The sequence below is a fragment of the Sphingobacterium sp. MYb388 genome (assembly GCF_037479535.1).
Classification (GTDB): domain Bacteria; phylum Bacteroidota; class Bacteroidia; order Sphingobacteriales; family Sphingobacteriaceae; genus Sphingobacterium; species Sphingobacterium anhuiense.
Map to the genome: position 1 here is coordinate 750544 of NZ_JBBGYV010000001.1, position 20634 is coordinate 771177.

Annotated in this window: 19 protein-coding genes; 18 read left to right on the forward strand and 1 reads right to left on the reverse strand. The window is 36.7% G+C overall.

All coding sequences use genetic code 11. The features are described 5' to 3' along the window. Positions 1–25 precede the first annotated feature (25 nt). From WH188_RS03380 to WH188_RS03445, 14 genes are all read left to right on the forward strand, one after another. On the forward strand, positions 26–1183 hold the full coding sequence (locus WH188_RS03380; RefSeq protein WP_168125906.1) for an HlyD family secretion protein: 1158 nt from the start codon (positions 26–28) through the stop codon (positions 1181–1183). Then, positions 1183–2736, forward strand: a complete 1554-nt coding sequence (locus WH188_RS03385; RefSeq protein ID WP_339423257.1) for a hypothetical protein — start codon at positions 1183–1185, stop codon at positions 2734–2736. The genes WH188_RS03380 and WH188_RS03385 overlap by 1 nt, the downstream gene beginning before the upstream one ends. 191 nt (positions 2737–2927) lie before the next feature. Then, positions 2928–3503 (forward strand): Crp/Fnr family transcriptional regulator, encoded by a 576-nt coding sequence (locus WH188_RS03390; RefSeq protein ID WP_168125907.1) that lies wholly within the window; start codon positions 2928–2930, stop codon positions 3501–3503. A gap of 64 nt (positions 3504–3567) precedes the next feature. Continuing rightward, entirely contained in the window at positions 3568–4578 is a 1011-nt protein-coding gene (locus tag WH188_RS03395; protein WP_339423258.1) for an NAD-dependent epimerase/dehydratase family protein, read from the forward strand. A gap of 149 nt (positions 4579–4727) precedes the next feature. Further along, complete coding sequence (locus tag WH188_RS03400; protein ID WP_168125909.1) at positions 4728–6137, forward strand: alpha/beta hydrolase family protein; 1410 nt, start codon at positions 4728–4730, stop codon at positions 6135–6137. A 146-nt stretch (positions 6138–6283) separates the two neighbouring features. Further along, positions 6284–6853: a dihydrofolate reductase family protein gene (locus tag WH188_RS03405; protein ID WP_339423259.1), complete on the forward strand. Its 570-nt coding sequence runs from the start codon at positions 6284–6286 to the stop codon at positions 6851–6853. 68 nt (positions 6854–6921) lie between these two features. Continuing rightward, complete coding sequence (locus WH188_RS03410; RefSeq protein ID WP_168125911.1) at positions 6922–7311, forward strand: DUF1398 domain-containing protein; 390 nt, start codon at positions 6922–6924, stop codon at positions 7309–7311. Positions 7312–7557: 246 nt separating this feature from the next. After that, complete coding sequence (locus WH188_RS03415; RefSeq protein ID WP_132771139.1) at positions 7558–7941, forward strand: hypothetical protein; 384 nt, start codon at positions 7558–7560, stop codon at positions 7939–7941. A 270-nt stretch (positions 7942–8211) separates the two neighbouring features. Then, positions 8212–9696: a hypothetical protein gene (locus WH188_RS03420; RefSeq protein WP_339423260.1), complete on the forward strand. Its 1485-nt coding sequence runs from the start codon at positions 8212–8214 to the stop codon at positions 9694–9696. A gap of 24 nt (positions 9697–9720) precedes the next feature. Then, positions 9721–10353 carry a hypothetical protein gene (locus WH188_RS03425; RefSeq protein WP_168125913.1) on the forward strand — a complete coding sequence of 211 codons (633 nt, stop codon included), beginning with the start codon at positions 9721–9723 and terminating at the stop codon, positions 10351–10353. 7 nt (positions 10354–10360) lie between these two features. Next, positions 10361–11473: an SMI1/KNR4 family protein gene (locus WH188_RS03430; protein ID WP_339423261.1), complete on the forward strand. Its 1113-nt coding sequence runs from the start codon at positions 10361–10363 to the stop codon at positions 11471–11473. A 138-nt stretch (positions 11474–11611) separates the two neighbouring features. Next, on the forward strand, positions 11612–11971 hold the full coding sequence (locus WH188_RS03435) for a hypothetical protein (protein WP_339423262.1): 360 nt from the start codon (positions 11612–11614) through the stop codon (positions 11969–11971). A gap of 178 nt (positions 11972–12149) precedes the next feature. Beyond that, entirely contained in the window at positions 12150–12641 is a 492-nt protein-coding gene (locus WH188_RS03440; RefSeq protein ID WP_339423263.1) for an SMI1/KNR4 family protein, read from the forward strand. Between the two features lie 79 nt (positions 12642–12720). Then, a complete protein-coding gene (locus tag WH188_RS03445; protein WP_237682699.1) occupies positions 12721–13176 on the forward strand; it encodes a hypothetical protein in 456 nt (151 codons plus the stop codon). Positions 13177–13193: 17 nt separating this feature from the next. Here WH188_RS03445 and WH188_RS03450 read toward each other — a convergent pair whose 3' ends face one another. After that, positions 13194–14270, reverse strand: a complete 1077-nt coding sequence (locus WH188_RS03450; protein WP_021190205.1) for a hypothetical protein — start codon at positions 14268–14270, stop codon at positions 13194–13196. Positions 14271–14403: 133 nt separating this feature from the next. Here WH188_RS03450 and WH188_RS03455 point away from each other — a divergent pair, with 133 nt between their 5' ends. From WH188_RS03455 to WH188_RS03470, 4 genes are all read left to right on the forward strand, one after another. Continuing rightward, entirely contained in the window at positions 14404–14964 is a 561-nt protein-coding gene (locus tag WH188_RS03455; protein ID WP_021190204.1) for a hypothetical protein, read from the forward strand. Positions 14965–15453: 489 nt separating this feature from the next. Continuing rightward, entirely contained in the window at positions 15454–15990 is a 537-nt protein-coding gene (locus tag WH188_RS03460; RefSeq protein ID WP_339423264.1) for an RNA polymerase sigma factor, read from the forward strand. 86 nt (positions 15991–16076) lie between these two features. Continuing rightward, positions 16077–17210: a FecR family protein gene (locus WH188_RS03465; RefSeq protein ID WP_021190202.1), complete on the forward strand. Its 1134-nt coding sequence runs from the start codon at positions 16077–16079 to the stop codon at positions 17208–17210. A gap of 44 nt (positions 17211–17254) precedes the next feature. Beyond that, on the forward strand, positions 17255–20608 hold the full coding sequence (locus WH188_RS03470; RefSeq protein ID WP_206368139.1) for a SusC/RagA family TonB-linked outer membrane protein: 3354 nt from the start codon (positions 17255–17257) through the stop codon (positions 20606–20608). Positions 20609–20634 lie beyond the last annotated feature (26 nt).

A 20634-nucleotide genomic window follows, 5' to 3' on the forward strand; every position in this document is an offset into this window, starting at 1 on the left:
AACTCCATCGAATTAGATAAAAAATATGTCACAAAATCAAGATCAGAATCAAGGAACAGATTCGGTAGAAAATACAGGTGTTAAATCAAGTAAAGTAAAACAGAGAATGCCTAAAAAAAAGAACAGAGGAACGATCGTCAGCATGTTGGTGCTATTATTGGTATTGGCAGGACTCTATTGGGTGATCCACGCCTATTTCAATATCGGTAATAACCGTTTTACCAATGCAGCACAGGTCGAATCGTATATTAATCCGATCAATACCCGGGTATCGGCCTATATCAAAGATATTCGTTTTATCGAGCATCAATACGTAAAAAAGGGAGATACTTTGCTTATATTGGATGATAGTGAGATTCAGACTCAACTGGGGCAGGCGGAAGCAGCCTATTTGTCGGCACTTGCATCTAAGCATGTTACGGCTAATTCGGTCAGAACGGCAACTAATAATATCGGTACAGCACAATCCAACAGCGATGCCGCTCAGGCTAACATTGCTTCGGCAAAAGCAAGATTGTGGAATGCGGAACAGAATTTTAACCGTTATAAAAATCTTTTGAAAGACGAGGCGGTAACCCGTCAACAGTTCGACCAGGTGAAAACGGAATATGAAGCGAGCAGTGCTGCTCTGGAGGCGGTATCTTCGCAATATGAGGCGATTGCGAATTCCCGGAGTACTTCTGTGCTCACGGTGACTGAGGTACAGTCCCGATTAGGAATGAACGATGCAGAAATCAAACGTGCTGAAAATGCATTAAATATGGCTAAGCTCAATCTTTCATATACCGTAATCACAGCGCCTCATGATGGTATCATGGGAAGAAGGACGATCAATATTGGACAGCTGTTGAGTCCAAGTCAGCAGGTAGCCACTATCGTAGACAGTAATAACATTTGGATCACGGCCAATTATCGTGAAAAGCAGATGGAAAATGTTATGATCGGAGCTTTAGCGACCATTCAGGTAGACGCTTTGGGGGGAAAGGAGTTTGTCGGGAAAATCAAGGCGATCTCAGGCGCGACAGGCGCGCGGTATGCGGCAGTACCTTTGGATAACTCCACCGGTAATTTTGTAAAGGTACAGCAAAGAATACCTGTAAGAATAGAATTTACTTCGGAAAATAAAACCGAGGACTTAAAACTGTTGCGTGCAGGAATGAATGTGGAGGTTACTTTAAGATAATGTATAATAAAGGATTGTTTGCAGCCTGGGTGCCCAAACCGCTCATGTTATTGCTCATTTTTATTTTTCTGATCCCAATACTCAGTATCAATAGCGTTTACAGCAATAGTATTACCGATATTTCAGGGGCGCTTGCGACCTATACGGAATATATGGCGATGGCAAGTAATGCTACTACAATCGGAATGGGAGTAGCTATTATCTTTAGTCTGCGGGTGAAAATGCGTTTCCGCTCAAAGGAAATCATTGTGTTCTTTTCGATAGTTCTTGCACTGTTATCGTACTGTATTGGTACGACTGACAATCCTTTGGTCGTTATTATTGCAGGTTTCTTTATAGGTTTTTTTAAAACTTTTCCTTTTATAGAGCTTTTATTGGTCATGATGGTCATCCTGACGCCTACTGGAGATCGCGGCAAATTCTACGCGATGTTTTATCCGCTTTCGATCTGTCTGTCTCAGTTATCAGCTTATCTCATGGCCGACGTCGTGTTTGACGGAAGCTGGCAGGCACCCTATTTTCTGATGTCTGCTGTTATGCTGGTCATTGCGGCGCTTTCATTGATCTTTCAGCACAATCAACGGTTCTCCTTTCGGATGCCCTTATCGCAGATTGATTGGCTTTCTTTAGGTTTACTCGCTATTGCAGCCTTGAGTTTGGATTTTGCACTTACCTTTATGAAGCAACAGGGATGGTTTAATTCTCCTTATATAATAGTGTCTATTCTGCTATGTCTACTACTTATAGCAATCGTAATTTATAGGCAAAAGGGGGCAAAACGTAAATTAGTCAAATTTGAACTCTTCACCGCAAGAGTTAACATCTGGTACAGTATGTTGCTGCTGTTGCTGATGGGGATATATCTGGCAACTTCTACTTTGCTGTCGCAATATACAGTAGGAGCACTCGGCTACAATAATCTCTTAAATTCGGAGCTGAATCTATGGATGATTCCTGGAATCATATTGGCAGGTATTTATGGGTATATCAGTTTTAAGCATAAATGGTTACTGAAGTATTTTATTGCTTCGGGATTTCTGGTGTTCTTTATTCATTGCCTAATGATGTATCTGCTCATACAGCCACAGATGAATATGGAATATCTTTATTTTCCGATGTTCTTAAAGGGGCTAGGGATGGGAATACTCTATATTGGAATCTGGTTTTATGCCGGTTCTGGTCTGAATATGGATGAGCTTCTCGGTATTGTAGGGGTTTTGATCATAGTCAGAACATTTGTAGCAACAGCACTTGGCGCCGCTATTTTAAATTGGGCTTCCTATCAAGGGCAATGGCAGAGTCTGTATGACAGTGCATTGTATATGGATATCGGTGATTTTTCTAATGGGATAGCGATGTATCCGGCCTCGCAGCTCAATGCCATGCTGGCGGCTTTGAAGATCGTCTTCGGTGTATTGTGCTGGATCAGTATTCCGGTGCTTCTATTTGTACTGTTGCATCACTTTGGCAGATTCAATCAAAGACGATTGGTGCTTTTTCGCAAAATAGTACGGGGCAACAAGGTGCGTGGATATTATTTCAGCCGCCGTTAATAATGAAGATACGATGGTTACGTCAGCGAATATAAACGGACCATACTACAACATTATTACTTCTTATCCGTAAATTAGCGTTGCGGTAATGCATAAGAAAATTATGGATTTAGCAGTAGAAAATTAGTAAAACAATTTTCTTGTAAAAAGTAATTTTCGAAAAAGTACAGATCATTATTAAATTTTAACCCATGCACGCCAAGTTTATTGAGCTTATCACCAAGCATGTTATCCTTTCCGATCAGGAAAAAGAATTATGCAGGCGTTTTATGGAACCTGTTCTTTATCCTAAAAATTGTATTATCGAAGAGGAAGGAAAGGTTCCAGCTTATCTATATTTTGTGGTATCAGGCTTTGTACGTTTGTTTCATTATAATGAAAAGGGTGATGAAGTGACGACTCATATCAACTGCCCTCCCGGGTTTATCACATCCTATATAAATTTTAGCAATCAGACCCGATCAGACGAAAATCTTGAATGCATCACCGAATGCGAGCTTTTACGTATTACCAGATCTGATCTAGATCTTTTAATACAGCAGACACCATCATTCAAAGACTTTAGCATCTATGTGTTTCAGCAATCGCTATCATACAATGAAAAAAGATCCAGGGAGTTGGCAACACTAACGGCAGAACAGCGGTATTTAAAACTAATGAACGAACAACCGGAAATACTTCATCACGTTCCGATGCAATATATCGCTTCTTTTTTAGGAATGAACCCTAAAAGTTTGAGCCGTATCCGTAAAAAGATCATTAAGTAACATTTGTGAAGTGGTTTAAAATGAATAAGGCAGAACTTTGCTTTATCATTTAAAATCAATGAACATGAAAACTAAAGATTTGGTATTGGTATCCGGAGCAAACGGGCATTTGGGAAACAACTTAGTAAGATTATTAATAAATAAAGGTTTTCGCGTTAGAGCGTCTGTCCGTAATATTAAAAATCTAGATTACTTCAACAATCTGGATTGTGAAGTCGTTCAGGCAGATATTACAGACAAGGAATCATTTAAAAGAGCATTGCAGGGTGTTGATACTTTCTATGCCGTGGGGGCCGCATTTAAACTATGGGCTAAAGATCCACAGAAAGATATCTACGATGTGAATATGCAAGGTATTCGTAATACCATAGAAGCAGCTGCAGAAGCTGGTGTTTCGAAAATTGTGTATGTAAGTTCCATAGCTGCTTTGAACTATACACATACGCCAACAAAAGAAAGTAACGGTTACAATCCCGACCGGAGAGATGCCTATTACAACTCTAAAAATGACGGCGAAAAGCTTGCTTTCAAGCTGGCAAAGGAGTTAGGAATTGAATTGGTTTCCGTTATGCCTGGAGCAATGATAGGCAGCGAATCCTTACTTCCGCTTAATGTATCCTATGCAGTATTGAGGTTAATCTTAAACAAGAAGATTCCCATGGACACCCATATTGCACTCAATTGGGTCGATGTTAAAGATGTCGCCGAAGGTTGTTATCTGGCTGCAGAGAAAGGTAGGTCTGGAGAGCGGTATATCCTCACTAATGAAAGATGCATGAGTATTACCGAAACGACAAAACTTGCACAAAAGCTCTATCCCGAACTTAACCTGCGTATTCCCGTTTCTGTCCCGAAGTTCATACTATATGGTATTGCCGGATTGATGCAATTTGCAGCAAAGCTAAGTGGAAAACCTCCCTTAATTACAACTAAAGAAATCGCCATGTTCTCTGGATTGCAGCAAGATTTTGATATTTCCAAAGCAAGAAATGAATTAGGATTTAATCCCAAAAGTAGCCAGCAGGCAGTTAAAGAAGCATTAGCTTATCTTATGGAACACAAGGAAATGCTTTAGCAAACTTATATTTTAATCGTGTCCTATGGGATACTTATCCGTCTAAGTCTACAGACATAATAAATACCGAGACATAAATTGGCTATTATAAAGACAGTATCCCTTAAATTAAATAATTATATTTGATTATAATACCAATCACCCACTTTATGAAATTAAAATTACTTCTCACTCTCTTAACAGCTACGTGCTTTTTAAATCAATTGGCAGCACAAGATCTACCCTCTAAAACAGTATGGGAGGGCAAAATAGAAAATATCCGTATATTTCTAAGGATATCGAAAGATAGCTTAACAAATCAGTACGTTGCCGTTTTTGATAGCCCAGATCAAGGTGCTATGGGATTGAAGGTTTCTGAGTTAAAGGTCACAAATGACAGTGTAACTGCTTTTTCAGCTCAAATAGGCGGAGGTTTCTATGGTGCATTTAAATCAGGTAGAACTGAATTGGTTGGCGAGTGGAAGCAAGGAGGCGCACTACCATTGGTTTTAAAAAGAGTTGAAAAGGAATTTGAGATTAAGCGGCCACAGATGCCCAAGGCTCCTTTCCCTTACAAGGAAGAAAAAGTTATTTACTACAATACCGATAAATCAATTCAATACGGTGCTACTCTGACTTTACCTGATACGAATAAGCAAGTACCCGCTGTAATTTTAATTACAGGATCTGGGCAGCAAGATCGCGATGAAACTTTGTTTGGACATAAACCTTTTTGGGTCATTGCTGATTATCTGAGTAGAAATGGTATTGCTGTATTACGTGTTGATGATCGCGGTGTTGGAGAAACGACAGGTGAGGTGATGAATGCGACATCATTGGATTTTGCGGGAGACGTGCTGGTCGGTATGGAATTCTTGAAGGCACATCAGGGGATTGATAGCAAAAAAATAGGCCTTATAGGACATAGCGAAGGTGGTATTATTGGCCCTATGGCAGCTGTGCAGTCTAAGGATGTAGCCTTTATCGTTAGTTTGGCAGGAGTAGGTATTAAAGGCCGGGAATTAATGGCGATGCAGTTAAAGAGTAATTATGAACAGCTCGGATTAAATACGGAAGAGGTTAGTAGATTTGATAGTCTGTTGAATATGTTATTTGATCTTTCTGCGACTTATTCAGACAATGAGGAACTCAAGCCAATATTTGCAAAGAAAATGAAAGCATGGCTCAATAGCCAGCCTGAGCCATTCCTGGCTAAGCTTGGTTATACAGGACCGCAGGCTTATAATAATATTGATGAATTTGCAGCAAGATTCTTTCTGCCCTGGATGCGCTCTTTTTTGAAATATGATCCAGCAACCACTTTAACAAAAATTAAGATACCTGTCTTAGCTTTGAACGGAGAAAAAGATGTGCAGGTATCGGCTCAGGAAAACCTTTCTGGTTTTAAAACGTTGCTTACGAAAGCAGGAAATAAAAATTTTAAAGTGATTGCGATGCCCGGGTTGAATCACCTGTTTCAGCATGCAAAAACAGGTCTACTGAGTGAATATGTTACTATTGAAGAAACGATTTCTCCTGAGGTGTTAAATATCATGAAGAATTGGATAAAGAGTTTGTAAGTAGGTTGTTATAGACAACTGATCAGTTTCTTATGGAAAAATACAAAAGGAATGACTAAAAGCCCCCTTTTATTGTCGCAAATACACCCTGATCGCGTAACTGGTATACGTTAATTTTGATTAATCATTGACCAAATTGAAAAGACATGAGAAAGATTCGAATTTTTGAACATATTTCGCTTGATGGTGTGATTGAACATGACGGCGATTATGAATATGGGGCGTGGACGACTGCATATCGAAGTCCAGCTGGTGCAGCACTTCTTTTTGAAGCATATGGACCAAATTTTGACCTTCTCCTTGGACGTACTACCTATGACATATTCAGTGAATTTTGGCCCAATGCTGGAGATTTTCCAATGGCCAATGCGATCAATGTGGCTACTAAATATATTGCAACACACAGCCCAAAGAGTTTAAGCTGGGGTCCGGTGGAAGGCTTGGGCACGGATGTGTTACAGACAATTACAGCACTTAAGGCAACAGCTGGACCTGATCTGATTATTGTCGGAAGCTCCACGTTAACATCAACATTGTTAGATTCCGGACTTGTAGATGAGGTTGTATTGATAACCTATCCTGTTTTGCTTGGTCACGGTAAACGATTGTTAGGAGACGGTATAACCGCGCGAGAACTTGCATTCGTAAGCTCTAAAGCAACTCCTACAGGACTGCTTATCAACACTTACAAGCACATAGGTCCTCTGAAAAAGTAGTTTATAACTTTAAATTATGAATTTGGACATAAATCAATAGAAAGAACAGAAAATAATATACAAAAAAGATGTTTACAGTAGAACAGATCGAGGAGACGCATAGCAAAGTCAAATCAGGAACAGATTTTCCTAACTATATTCAAGAAATAAAAAAGTTAGGTGTAATAGCATTCGAAACTTGGGTACGAGATAGTCACACCGAATATTTCGGTGAAAATGAATTTAAGACCGTTTCAAAACCCTCGTATGCGAACTTAGAAATTAAAGCAGTCTGTGATCCATTAAAATTTAGGGATTACTTAAAGATGCACCAAAAAGGGGAGACTGATTACTTCACTTTTTGCAAACATTGTGCGGAGACCGGTGTGGAAAAATGGACTGTTTCACTGCATTCCATGACATGCACGTATTATGACATGGCCGATAATGAAATTTTAACGGAAAAAATACCGGAGTAGGTGTATGTGATGATAATGTGAGATAGAGGAATATCATTGTTCATCTCTAAGGTATGTTATTGACTAGTGAAAATCCTCTGGAAAAACAATAAGCTTACTAATTAAGGAGGTCGTCGGTTAGCTAAAAATTAAAGTTACATGTTAAAAAATATCAGGTTACATATAGTCGCAATTTCCGTATTATTCCCCCATTAAAGTTTCAAAAGGCATAGTATTTGCTTATCGAATTCCATAAAATTAATCCATATGAAAAAGACCATTTTACTTTTTGTATTGTTATGTACTGCTTTTTTTTCGCGAGCAGATCAACTTCAGGCTTTAACACAGAAGCAAGCAGAAGCGGCAGTCGTCTACCTTAAAAAAGAACCAATCGTGATTTTATGGTGCAGTTGCTGTGATAATGAAACACCTAAAAAAGTTACTGTTAATGAAGTTTTTTATAAAAAAGATAGCGATGGAAAATACTATTCTGTCATATTAAAAGGAAGGGATGAAAGTGGAAAGGAAGTGGAAGAATATTTAGATCTGGCCTATGTGTTCGTAAAAAAAGGTAGAAAAGCACAAAGTTTAGGTAAGGTTTTAAAATTTGAGTGTGATCCTTGTACTAAGCCATTTGAATGGTCAATGTAAAATATAGAAGAATAGCCTGCAAAAAGCTAGGGTATTTTCAAAGCTGATTTACATTCAAACCAAAATGCCGTTATTTTAAAATAACGGCATTTATATTTTAGATGAATTTCTAAAGATCAACTTCAAGAATTGGAGAGTGCCTAAGCTCTTTGTCTTTTCAAAATCCAGTTGGAAACAATATATTGGGCTAAAATATAGCTGATAACTGGGATAGTATTCATCTTATATTCTTTCTAATATTGATGGATAAGATGAATAAAATTATTAAGCATGAAAACTATAGCTTTTAGTATCCTATTTATGTTGACTTCAATCACAGCTTGTACACAAGAAAAAAAGGACAATTCTCCTGATGTTCTTTTAAAAAAGAAGACCATAAATAGTGTTCCTTTTTTAACGAAGCAAAATGATTTTATCTATGTAGATAAAACAAATTTGAAAGCTGTCACAAATCAAAAATTCCGTACGGCATCCCTATTGACACCGACAGGTTTTGCAATTGTTGAAAATGACAAAAATGAATATGCGGCCATAGACGAAAATGGAAAAATAGTTTTGGATTTTTCAGCCAGCGAAATCAATTTAAATGTTATAAATGGTCTAACTTTTTACAAAAGAGACCTGGAATATGTCAAGAAGATGCCGATCTGGAAATGGGAATGGAATATTCTGGGAGGAGGAATCCAAAAAGAAAAAAACTACCACAACATTGAAATAGGAGTAGTAGAAACTAAGCAAATTTTACTTCATAAGGATATTCCATATTTGGACGACAGTTACTATTTAAATTTTATTCCAGTAGATAAAAACCACATCTTTTGGAATGGTACCCTGTATGAAATCAAAAAAAATCGCTTGAATAAAATTGAACATAATGTCACTGAATTGCTTGAAAATAAACGCTTTATTAAAGCTTCTAATGCAGGTTTTTCCCTTTATGAACTGAACCATAAAAAACCAATTCACAGCGGATTGGAAGGTATCGAAACACTTTCAATGCAATTTGAGAAAGAAACAATCGTGCTCAATGAAATTAATAAAGAACGTTATACACCTGAAGTTCCTAAACTACTATTAGATAGCGAAACCAATGCTGTTTATCCATTTCCACAATATGAAAAGGTATTTCCAAAGGAAATCACAAAGGCAACAGCTAAACAGATCGATTTCATAAGAAAAACTACACTAGTGTATTCAATAACTAATTCACCTTATTTTCTATTGGGTGTTTTTAATTATGATCATGCTATTTGGGCGTTCGATTGGCTGTATATTGATACCAAAGGAACTGTCGTTGATACCATTGATACGTATAATTTTAAGGTCATGGATCAAGTAGGAAATTTGGTCTGGCCCGATAGAAAAATGATTTTACCAAATAGATACATGGATAAAAATTGGAAATTTGGGAAAATAAATTCATACGAAGGCATGGGTGATTTATATATTATCCCGATTGAAGACGAAAAACAATTTCGCACTAAAGGCTTGTGGAATCGGCACGAACATATCTGGGAGATAAAGCCCGAATATCATGAAATATCGGTTTTGGATACTGAAAATCAGATCTATGCGCTTCAAAAAGAACAGGATGGATTGTATGCACTTTACGATAATAAAAATAAACAAAATATTGGATCAAAAGCCTATCAATCCATTAATTCGGATGGACTGGTCACGGTTAAATTGAATGCAGAGCAAACTATTTATTACTATATTGACATTTGTTCTGGAAAAGAATACAAAGAAAATTAATAATAAACTCCAAATACGATATTTATGATTTTCAGAATGCTGTTACCGCTTGTTGCTTGTGTTTTAAGTTTATCCTCTTTTGCGCAGATACGTACAGGAGTATATTTTCCTTCCGATCAAAAATTCAATGAAATAATTGAAGATCTTGGAAATCCATTGCCCGGAAATCCGGTAATGGTTGTTCAATCATTTGTTCCCAACCGCGGAAGTTATGTTTGGTTTTTAAACGAAAGCAAAGCTGCACAGGACGCTTATCTTAACGATAACCCCAAGGATCTGCACGCAGGAATTTTTCTGGAAGATCATGGCGGATTAATTTCAAAAATTACCTTTAAAGATTTTGCTGTAGGATTGGCACAACCGATCTATCTCATTAACTACTGTGAAGTGGGAGATGCAAATAAGGATGGTTTTCCTGAGTTTTACCTTACTTATTTTCAAGAATCAGATGGTTTAGATGCTAAACCGTTGAAAGTTATCGTTTACACAAATGGGGGCGGAAAAACATTCTTAAAATCAAAGATTACCGGTTGGATTCCTTTTCAGGAAGAAGATCAGTATCGGGAAGAAAAGGATGCAAATTTTAAGTTATTACCCAAAGAGATAAGACGGAACGCTGAAAAAATACTGCAAGATGCGAAAAGTCAACTGAATTAACATACCTATGAAATTACCCAATCACTGGCAGAGCTTTATTAAAATATTTCAGAAGAAATTTAATTCTGAAATCGTGTCTGATAGCATACGTGTTTTTCAAGATGAGGAAGCTATTAAAGAACGCTTTACAACCCATCAGTTTGAGACGTATTTGCCCTATTATATTCCTGTGGCCGATGATTCTGGAGGGCAAGTGGCTGTAATTTCTAGAAATGACGAGGACAAAAAGGTATATCTTTCTTCTTACGGCACCTTGGAAGAAAAATATTTTAAAATATTAGATCGAGATTTACTGCATTGGATGCAACGAAAATTTCCTTTTGATAACGAAGATAAACAGGAAAACGAATTAACTGCGGAACAGCAGGCATCTTTTGAAAGTGAAAATAAGCACCTCTTAGAGCAAATTGGTCAGTTTCCTTCCTTATTAAATTTTTGGAATCAAACGTATTCGATTGAAAATCTCTGTCTCCCGGAAAACTTTCCAGTAGTAGATCAACTGCTGGCATTCCAAGATGGATACGCTTTTAATACGGTTGCATCCAAAAGCTTGATTGGCGAAAAGGAAGGAGATTTTAAGGAAAGCTGGCTAGTCATTGCCAGTAATTATTTTGCAGACCCTTTTTTTATCGATTTTAACGATTCAGAAGAAAATTTTCCCGTTTATTTTGCCTTTCATGGTACAGGAAAATGGAAACCGATTAAAGTGGCGGATAGCATTGATATTTTTCAAAATATTTTACGATCCATTTTTGAGCTACGGTATGATAAAAATGGCCTACTTTCATTATTAACAGAATTGAGTATTTCAGGCAATGAATTTTGGGATGAAGTTTATCAAAATGTGCTGGAGATGCCAGAGATGGCAGAAGATGAGCAAAATGAAATGATCAGCGAATCGGATTGGCAGGAGGCTGAGGTGTATATCACAGATATCGGTCCAAATAAAATGAAAATAGTCTCCTTATTAAAAGCGAAGTACCGATTGTCGGGTGCTGAAGCGCTGCAAATGAGTAAGGAAGCGCGAATATTGTATCACAAAGGTCCTAAAAAATGGATACACAGCAGCGTTCAAGAATTAGAGAATTTAGGTGCTCAGGTAGCAATCGTTATACTGTGATCATTAAAGTGGATGTATAAATAGGTTGTTGGAAAAAAAGTAAAAACTCTAAAAACTACCAGTATCGGGGATATTTTCAAACGGTATCTTTTGTTATCTTTAATTCAAAGATTTATTAGAAATAAGACCGTGAGATATTTGGCAGTTTTAACTTCATTTTTAGCGTTATTTGGCTGTAAAACAAATGTTCAGAAATTACAGATTTCTACTATTTACACCGAACCAAAGCGGGTATTAAAAGAAATTCCAGAAACTGGTGCAATACAAACTTATGTGAGCCGTAAGGAAGTTACAGAACGCCTAGTTCCTCTTATTTACATGCTCTATAAAGATGCTGAAACGCTTAAATTTCGGATGCAGGGCAACATCAGTTCCAGTGGCCATGCTGTTCATCAGCTTAGAAAAATTCGTTTTGAAAGAGGAGAACAAAAGGGGAATACCATCACATTGCGGTATTACGTAGAGATTAAAAAAATATCCAGGCAAGCAAAGCGCTGATGTAAAGGGATATAATTATACCAAAGATGAAATTTATAAAATACCTAATGATGTTAAATTAATAAATATCCAATTGTATGAAGACCGCATCGATGGTATAGCAGCTACCAATCCAAAACTTATAGCTGAGCAGACCTTTAATTTCTTTGCAAAAATTTAAACATCTGAAAACGAAACGATGAACGCATTAAGTAAAGACCTACATTTTATTACGAAGGATTCTGATCATGAAACTTTAAATAAAAGATTTCAGACACGATATTCGAACCTGCCGGATGATTATCTTGCTTTTTTAAAAACATACTCCTTGCTCACGAACCACTCCGATACAACATGGTTTAACAGCATTGCAGATTTTAATGAGACAAATGATGAAAATGATTTCAAATGGAATGAATTTGAAATTCTGTCCTTAGACGCTTGTGATGGAGATGTTGAAAATCAACAAGTCGTAAAGAATTTTTGGAATCAACATTTACCTATTATTCTATCTGTTAAAAAAGGTTATGCCTATTTTGCTCTTCATGTTTCAGAAGAAAATTTTGGGAAAATCTATTATGGTCAAGAACCTGAGTTTGAAGAAACAGAACTTGTGTCGGACAGTTTTAGTGCTTTCATTGAAGCGATCCAAAAAAGATCATTAAAGAAAGAATACCTGGATTTGTTCTAAAGATCGTGAAAAGGTCAAACAAATTTTGGCAATGATTGTACTTGAAAGAGTTTGTTTATTAAAAAAAAATAAAGCGACAATGAAAAAAACTGCTGCCTTTACTTTTTTTAGCCTCTTGCTGACAATAACGATTCTAAGTTGTGCAGATGCTGAAAGAAAGAAAAACAACTTCCCTAACGAACTTAAAAATACCAACTGGATCATTCAGGAAGGAGGGCTTGTCACGATAGATGGTGATACAACCTTTCGCTTATCAAAAAGAATAGATACGGCACTTATTTTCAATTTTTACGCAGTAGACTTTCTCGATCAAGAAAGATTTACAAGTTATGATAGTTGGGAATGTGGCAATGATTGTTTCACACAAATATTTGGAAGATATTATTTCACCAAAGCAGATCAAATTGAAATGCAGGTTGATAGCATTGCCCGATCTGGAACATGTGAAGCCCCAACCCAGGTTTTCACCATATCAAAAGTCATGTCCTTTAATATGGTGAAAAAAGGTGATCAACTGCAGCTGATCAGAAAATAGCAGTTATATATTTTTAACTAAAATAGATTCGGCTTCAACTGAATTTTTATGTAAGCTGTCTTTTGGTTTTTACCCTTCGCCGGCGCTGAATTTGTCGGGAATACTTCAGCATAAAAAGTGTCGTTATCCGCCCAAAAAGCTTTTTTATGATCTGCAATTTTGAAGTTCGTAAAATTAATATACAGCAGGTTTTCTTGATCAGAAACTTGCTCCGCGTATTTGTTAATGGTAAAATCACTTCCTACGTCATTGTTTGAATTGACATAAGAAATCCAATTTTTACCTGGAATAATCTGTGGATAACCACCGGTAAACGTTCTAAAATTAACTTCAGGTTTTATCGTATAAAACGAGTAGTACATATCGTATACTTCAGGCGATTCTTCTTTGAAAATCTCTAAATTTAGTGTAGGAGACTGCCCGATATATTCATTGGATAACATGCCGTCTTCTGTATGGACATTCTCATGCTGCACAATCGTGGTTTCTTTTCCATTTTCCGTATACACCCAGTTGCCATCTTTCAGTTTTACTTTCGGATTTTTCACTAAGACTTCATCGATTCGATTTTTAGAAGCTATTTTAAATTCTTGTGCAGAAACCTCTGCTATCGTACCGAATTTACGGAATGATTTATTTTTAAAATCTTGAGTTTTCTTCAATAAGCTGCTTCTGATCTCATAAAGATCTTTACCTTCTAAGGTCAAATCAAATGAGGCTGTGAATTCTGACTTCAGAACAAAAGCTTCAATGCTATTCGAAATGTTATTATCAATGCTAAAGTGGATCGCGTAAAAATCATCAAACTCCTCAAATCCGTAATAATTATCGAGTTTATTTTTAGCTACTTTTAGGTGATCAGCATTTTTGCTTGGAGCCATAAAAAAATGAACAGAATCTAGTATGGTAAATAATTGAAAGGGTACATCCTGTATATTATCTACACCTTTTATCTTTTTGAAATCGGTTAATGTAATGATTTTCTTCGTAACTTCAGTGGTCTCTTTACTAGTTTCAGTTGCTTTAGGAGACGGATTACATCCCACAAAAGTAACAACTAGGGTGGATATGACGAATGGATATAATGTTTTCATTTTTTGTGTCTTTTAGCAAAGATATTACTATTCAAATTGGCTTAATATGGCCGAAAGCAGGGATTTATTGAAGGGCATATTTTAGACAATTTTAAAAAAGATAAATGAAAGACTTTAAAATTATTCAATACACATGAAAAATGTAATCATCAACTTCTCTTTTGCGATGGCTCTACTCGCTTCTTGCTCACCAGTTGCCGAAAAGAAAGGGGATAAATCTACTGATATAGTTCCAAAAGTAGATACAGCCGCTGCGCCTGTTCCTCGAAAAAATACGGTAACTAAAGTGGATCTCCCGACTGATCTTTCAACCTTAATCCCTATTGATGTATTGGATAGCACAAGTACAAATGTGTATGTGAAATACGGTATAGAATTCTCCGGGAACTGTTATTCATGCGATTTAGCTAGTTTATCCATTACAAAGAATAAAATGATATGGACCAATGTCTGTGATGAAAAAGACACTTTTGAAATTGATGATTTCGTTGCTTCTATCGAAGGAAATAAAACAACTTTAAAAACATCAGAACGCACGTATATTTTAACAAAAATAGATAAAGCACCTGTTTATGAGCTGGTATTAGAAGGCCAGAACTTAGAATTAAAAAATAAAAGAATAGCCAAGTATTTCACAATCAAAAAAGCTTTACCACTTTTTAAAGAACATGATTGTGGCGATTTTGGAGGATAATTAATGATTACTGTTCAACTTCTATTCGAACATAAAATTGAATATGTCGAGCATAGAGATTGTAATTTCATTCCAAAGAAGAGAAAAGAACGAAAAACATAATTTGAGAATTAGATTTTTTTTAGTGCTGATCTCGAAGAGGTGCCAGGGGCGTCTGCGTTTATAAGCAAAAGTTATCAATCGAATATATTTTAAACCCGTTTGGTCGTTCCAAACGGGTTTTTTATATGATCCTTTTTTCCTTTTGGTTTTAAATCATTTTCCTCTGAATTAACTAAAAATGAAATATTATATGCTACAGTCTTTAAATTTCAGCATATGTTTATTATGGGCTTTATCATGAATTGAAAGGCAAATAAAAAAATAATGCTCTTTTTTATGAAGGATTAAAAATTAAATAAAAAACTATCCAGCACTTGTAGTGATATAGGATTTTGTTATCTTGCCCGCAACAACTATAAACTAAGGGCCCATTATTTTATTCATATCATGTACACGGAGAATCTCTATTCTTTAGAAGAATTATATCTTTTGGTGAAAAGATCTGACGTGGATGCTTATAATGTATTGTATGAAAGAACTTGGAAAGGTTTATATCAACACGCTTTTTCAAGGTTAAATGATGAATTGATCAGTAAAGAGATTGTGCAGGATGTATATATTGATTTATGGGTCAAGCGTCATGAAAAAGAAATTCAACAGGTAAGTAACTATCTGTATACAGCTATACGGTACAAGATTATTGATCAGTTTAGGAAATCGACTAAAAAGCTAGAAAGTCTAGAAACGATTGTTGAGTACATGGCAAGTGTGGATCAGGCAGATCATAATTTTAGAGAAGAGGAACTTCAAGTTCATCTAAATTACTGGATTGATAAACTGCCGAAGAAAAGAAGAGAAATTTTTAAACTCAAATATTTTGATGACTTGAACAATAAGGAGATTGGCGAAATATTAAATGTTTCTCCAAAAACTGTTCAAAACCAATTATTAACAGCCTCCAAATGGTTGAAAAACCAGTTGTAGGAAATATTATTTTTATTTTTTTAATTTTTTGGGAGTTTTGCTATAAATCACGACATATAATAAAGACCAACTTATAAACTTTATATATGTCCACTAGTAAAACTAGAATTAGAGTATTTATTATAAATATTTTTAATAAGTATTTATCCGGTAAAACCTCAGAAAATGAGGATCAACTAATTGAAAAAATATATGACCGTCTCGATATTCACGATCTCGATCATATCGATTATGAATCCATTAATAAAGATATTAAACAGCAAGTTGACGCTGCCATAACCCGGAAAATTAAAATTTCCAATCGAAAAAAGCATTATCAGATAGCGGTTGCGGCAAGCGTATTGTTTGTTCTTTCATTAGGTGCTTTATTCTTGTACCAAGGAAAGGACACCATTATGTCTTTAAGTAGAAGTAAACATACTGCTCGTGATTTCCCTCAATTAACCCTCAACAGAGAGCACCGCATTAATCTTCTCGACTCACTACCAGTAGGCAGTACACTTCACAAAAAAGGAGAGGGGCATATTTTAGATCTAACACATATGGAGCGATCACAAAAAGTCGAACTTATAGAAATCAATAATCCATCCGAAACCCCTTTTACCGTTGTTTTAAAGGATCAAACAAAAGTTAGCCTCAATAAACATTCTTCCGTTTCATTCCAGTCCAATTTTGGTATACACTCAAGGGAAGTGATGGCGGTAGGGGAAGTTGATTTTGACGTTTCTAAGCAGCAATCTCAAGATAAGTGGGTTCCTTTTACTGTCCGAACTAAGCTACAAACCATTGAAGTCTTGGGGACACAATTTCATGTTTCGACGACTATACCAGGAGAAGAAAATGTACTGTTGAAAGAAGGTAGCATCAGGTTGGCACATAATCATTCGGACGGTACGGTTATCCTTAAACCTGGAGATAAAGCATTTCTTCAAGAAATACAACCTAAAATTATGATTTCTTCGCAAAGCAGCAAAGCTAAAATAGATTCATGGAGAAGAGGCGAATTTTATTTTGAAAATGAAAAACTGAGACAGGTTATGGACGAAATCGGTACCTGGTACGGCAAATCGATTGAAATGAGTGATGACACAGGTGCTAAAACACTTACCGGAATATTTACAAGATACAATACTATCGAAGATGTGCTGCACATGATCGCACTCACAAATAGTGTTGATTTTAAAGAAAAGAAAGGAGTCATCTATGTAACAGTCAAATAAACAGTCAACAATTAAAATCACCAATTTTTTTAATAAACTAATTTATGAATCAATTGAAACCAAAACAAACAAAACAAAATATTCGGGGTGTCAGACTCCTGATGTATCTGGTCTTATTGACCATCTGCATCACTACGACGAGTTCTAGTCTGAAAGCAACGTTGCAAAAAGAAATTTCCATTGAATTTAATAATGTAACGATTAAGCAGGCGTTGCATGATCTTCATGGAAAGATGGGTGTTAAATTTGTTTATTCACCTAATGATATTGATGAAAATAAAAAAATAAAACTATCATTTCATAATGAAAAGTTAGAAAGTATTCTGAACAAATTGTTTACCGGGATGAATGTATCTTTTGTTATGAAAGACTACACCATTATTCTAAAGAAATCAGCAACAGTTGAACAAGTTATTCAGAATAGGATTATTGAAGGGCAGGTATTGACCGAAAGTGGTAACCGTTTATCAAATGCTACCGTTACTGGAAATGTGAGTAACCGGAGTACATCTACTGATGATAACGGACGCTTTAGTTTAAGTGTTTTACCTACAGATCGTTATATTTCCGTTCGTTTGGTCGGTTATGCACCTGAACAGATTGAATTAACAGATAGAAATTCGTACAGAATTGTTTTAAAGGATAGTGTAAGTGCGCTGGATGAAGTTGTTGTTGTTGGTTTCGGTACCCAACGTAAAGCTTCAGTAGTAGGAGCCATTACCACCATACAGCCAAAGCGTTTACAAAGTGGTACAACACGTTCTTTAAGCAATAATCTTGCTGGCCAGCTGTCCGGAGTGATTGCTGTTCAACGTTCTGGAGAACCAGGATATGATAATTCTAATTTTTGGATCAGAGGCATCAGTACCTTTGGCGGGAATCGGAATCCTTTAATTTTAGTAGATGGCGTCGAACGTTCATTGGATAATATGGATCCCGAAGAAATCGAATCATTCTCAGTCCTTAAAGATGCTGCAGCTAGTGCCGTTTACGGTGTTCGGGGAGCAAATGGTGTCATCTTAGTCAATACAAAAAGAGGAAAAGTGGGTAAGCCCAATGTTTCGTTTCGATTTGAAGAGGGATTAACTTCTCCCATTCAGTTACCAAAATTTGTCGGAGCAGCAGAATACCTAGAGGTCATGAACAGTATCCGTGAAGAACGTGGTGAAACAGGGTTGTATTCACAGGAGCGAATTGATAATATCCGCAAAGGTGTGGATAAAGACTTGTATCCAGATGTCAACTGGTTGGATGAGATCTTAAAAGATAGAGCAGGAAACAGCCGGGGCAATTTAAGTGTCAACGGCGGTTCAGATATTCTGCGTTATTCCTTAGTTACTTCATTTTATAGAGAAGGTGGAATCATAGAAAGAGATAAGAAGCAGGATTGGGATTCTTCTTCCAAATTAAATCGGTACAACGTACGTTCCAATGTAGATATAAATGTCAGCCCGACTACCTTATTTCGGTTGAATATTGGCGGTTATCTTCAAGATCGCAATCGTGCACCTCAAAGTGTTGACGCTCTTTTTCAGGAGGCATTTACAATTCCCCCATACGTCCATCCAACCATTTACTCTAGCGGAGAAATACCACGTACCTCAGGACGTACCAATCCGTGGGCGCTAGCTACGCAACGCGGGTATGAAAGATTAAGTGATAGCAAAATTGAATCCTTGTTTTCCATAGAGCAAGATTTATCCTTTTTTTTAAAAGGGTTAAAAGCAAGAGGTCTTTTTTCTTTCGATCGTTATTCTAGTACTTCCGTAGTACGAAGTAAAGATCCAGATTATTACAATCCGGCCATAGGAAGAGATGAAGAGGGACGTTTGAAACTTGTTATAGATAGCTATGGGCAGGAGTTCTTAGGTTACAGCAAAGGATCAGATTGGGGAGATAAGAGTATGTATTTAGAAGGAGCAATTAACTATGCTCAAAATTTCGGAAACCATAACATCGAGGGGATGGTACTCTATAATCAGCGAAACTACGATAATGGCGATCTGTTGCCTTACCGTAATCAAGGTATTGCAGGTCGTTTTTCCTACAACTACGCTAACCGCTACATAGGTGAGTTCAATTTTGGTTATAATGGATCTGAAAATTTTGCTCCGGGTAAAAGGTTTGGTTTCTTCCCCTCTTTTGCATTGGGATGGTATCTATCAGAAGAAACTTGGATGCAACATTTGAGAAGTACGGTCAATAAACTTAAGTTCAGAGGTTCCTACGGTTTAGTCGGAAATGACAAGCTGGATGGTCGACGCTTCGCTTACATTACCACGATTAATGAGTCCACGGGTTATTCGTGGGGTATCAATAATGATTTCAGGCGATCGGGCAGAATTGAAGGTGATCAGGGAAATCTTGATTTGACGTGGGAGACGGTAAACAAGACCAATCTAGGTTTTGAACTGGGACTGTGGAATGCACTTGACTTTCAAATCGATTATTTTACAGAAAAGCGCAGCAATATTTTTATGCAACGTCGGTCTATACCCGGCTCCAGTGGATTTACAAATGCGCCGTGGGCAAACTATGGTAAAGTGAATAATCAAGGAGTAGATGCATCAGTTGAATTTAGTAAAGCATTAAATCCGGATTTATTTCTATCAGTAAGAGGTACATTCACTTACGCACATAACAAAATCATTGAGCAAGATGAGCCATCAGCAGTAATTGGCACATCCCGTTCTTCGACAGGGAAGTCAATCGGACAGTTATTTGGTTTAGTGGCAGATGGTCTTTTTGAGGAACAGGATTTTGCCGATGTCGCTAATGGACAATTAAAAAGTGATATTCCTAAACATACTTTTGGCCCTGTTCGTCCTGGAGATATTAAATACGTGGACCTAAACCATGATGGTGTGATTGATGCATTTGACAGAACTGCAATAGGAGGTACAGAAGATCCTCAGATTGTATACGGTTTTGGAGCAAATGTGCGCTATAAATCTTTTGACTTTGGCTTCTTTATGCAAGGACTTTCAAAGACGGACCGTATTATCGGAGGATCTAATTTTATTCCCGGTAGTTCCAATGGTGCTATGGGAAACATGTTTAATAACGTATCCGACCGTTGGACAGTAGCCGATCCCAGACAAGATGTTTTTTATCCTCGTTTGTCAGATTATCAAAGTTCCAATAATAATATGGCCTCAACCTGGTGGTTGCGAGATATGAGTTTTTTGAGATTGCGAAATGTTGAACTGGGTTTTAATATGCCTTCCAACTGGATAAATCCCATTCAAATAAAAAACCTACGTATTTTCTTAAGAGGGAATAATTTATTGACTATTTCAGATTTTAAGCTTTGGGATCCGGAGCTAGGCGTCAATAATGGTATGCGCTATCCAATTATGAAGTCTATGTCAATAGGTATGGAATTGAATTTTAAATAACAGCCTGATTACTATAAAAATACTGT

What these genes read in the sequence shown, in the direction of transcription:
- WH188_RS03380 (WP_168125906.1), top strand. Translation starts at nt 26, where the DNA reads ATGTCACAAAATCAAGATCAGAATCAAGGAACAGATTCGGTAGAAAAT.
- WH188_RS03385 (WP_339423257.1), top strand. Translation starts at nt 1,183, where the DNA reads ATGTATAATAAAGGATTGTTTGCAGCCTGGGTGCCCAAACCGCTCATG.
- WH188_RS03390 (WP_168125907.1), top strand. Translation starts at nt 2,928, where the DNA reads ATGCACGCCAAGTTTATTGAGCTTATCACCAAGCATGTTATCCTTTCC.
- WH188_RS03395 (WP_339423258.1), top strand. Translation starts at nt 3,568, where the DNA reads ATGAAAACTAAAGATTTGGTATTGGTATCCGGAGCAAACGGGCATTTG.
- WH188_RS03400 (WP_168125909.1), top strand. Translation starts at nt 4,728, where the DNA reads ATGAAATTAAAATTACTTCTCACTCTCTTAACAGCTACGTGCTTTTTA.
- WH188_RS03405 (WP_339423259.1), top strand. Translation starts at nt 6,284, where the DNA reads ATGAGAAAGATTCGAATTTTTGAACATATTTCGCTTGATGGTGTGATT.
- WH188_RS03410 (WP_168125911.1), top strand. Translation starts at nt 6,922, where the DNA reads ATGTTTACAGTAGAACAGATCGAGGAGACGCATAGCAAAGTCAAATCA.
- WH188_RS03415 (WP_132771139.1), top strand. Translation starts at nt 7,558, where the DNA reads ATGAAAAAGACCATTTTACTTTTTGTATTGTTATGTACTGCTTTTTTT.
- WH188_RS03420 (WP_339423260.1), top strand. Translation starts at nt 8,212, where the DNA reads ATGAAAACTATAGCTTTTAGTATCCTATTTATGTTGACTTCAATCACA.
- WH188_RS03425 (WP_168125913.1), top strand. Translation starts at nt 9,721, where the DNA reads ATGATTTTCAGAATGCTGTTACCGCTTGTTGCTTGTGTTTTAAGTTTA.
- WH188_RS03430 (WP_339423261.1), top strand. Translation starts at nt 10,361, where the DNA reads ATGAAATTACCCAATCACTGGCAGAGCTTTATTAAAATATTTCAGAAG.
- WH188_RS03440 (WP_339423263.1), top strand. Translation starts at nt 12,150, where the DNA reads ATGAACGCATTAAGTAAAGACCTACATTTTATTACGAAGGATTCTGAT.
- WH188_RS03445 (WP_237682699.1), top strand. Translation starts at nt 12,721, where the DNA reads ATGAAAAAAACTGCTGCCTTTACTTTTTTTAGCCTCTTGCTGACAATA.
- WH188_RS03450 (WP_021190205.1), bottom strand. Translation starts at nt 14,270, where the DNA reads ATGAAAACATTATATCCATTCGTCATATCCACCCTAGTTGTTACTTTT.
- WH188_RS03455 (WP_021190204.1), top strand. Translation starts at nt 14,404, where the DNA reads ATGAAAAATGTAATCATCAACTTCTCTTTTGCGATGGCTCTACTCGCT.
- WH188_RS03460 (WP_339423264.1), top strand. Translation starts at nt 15,454, where the DNA reads ATGTACACGGAGAATCTCTATTCTTTAGAAGAATTATATCTTTTGGTG.
- WH188_RS03465 (WP_021190202.1), top strand. Translation starts at nt 16,077, where the DNA reads ATGTCCACTAGTAAAACTAGAATTAGAGTATTTATTATAAATATTTTT.
- WH188_RS03470 (WP_206368139.1), top strand. Translation starts at nt 17,255, where the DNA reads ATGAATCAATTGAAACCAAAACAAACAAAACAAAATATTCGGGGTGTC.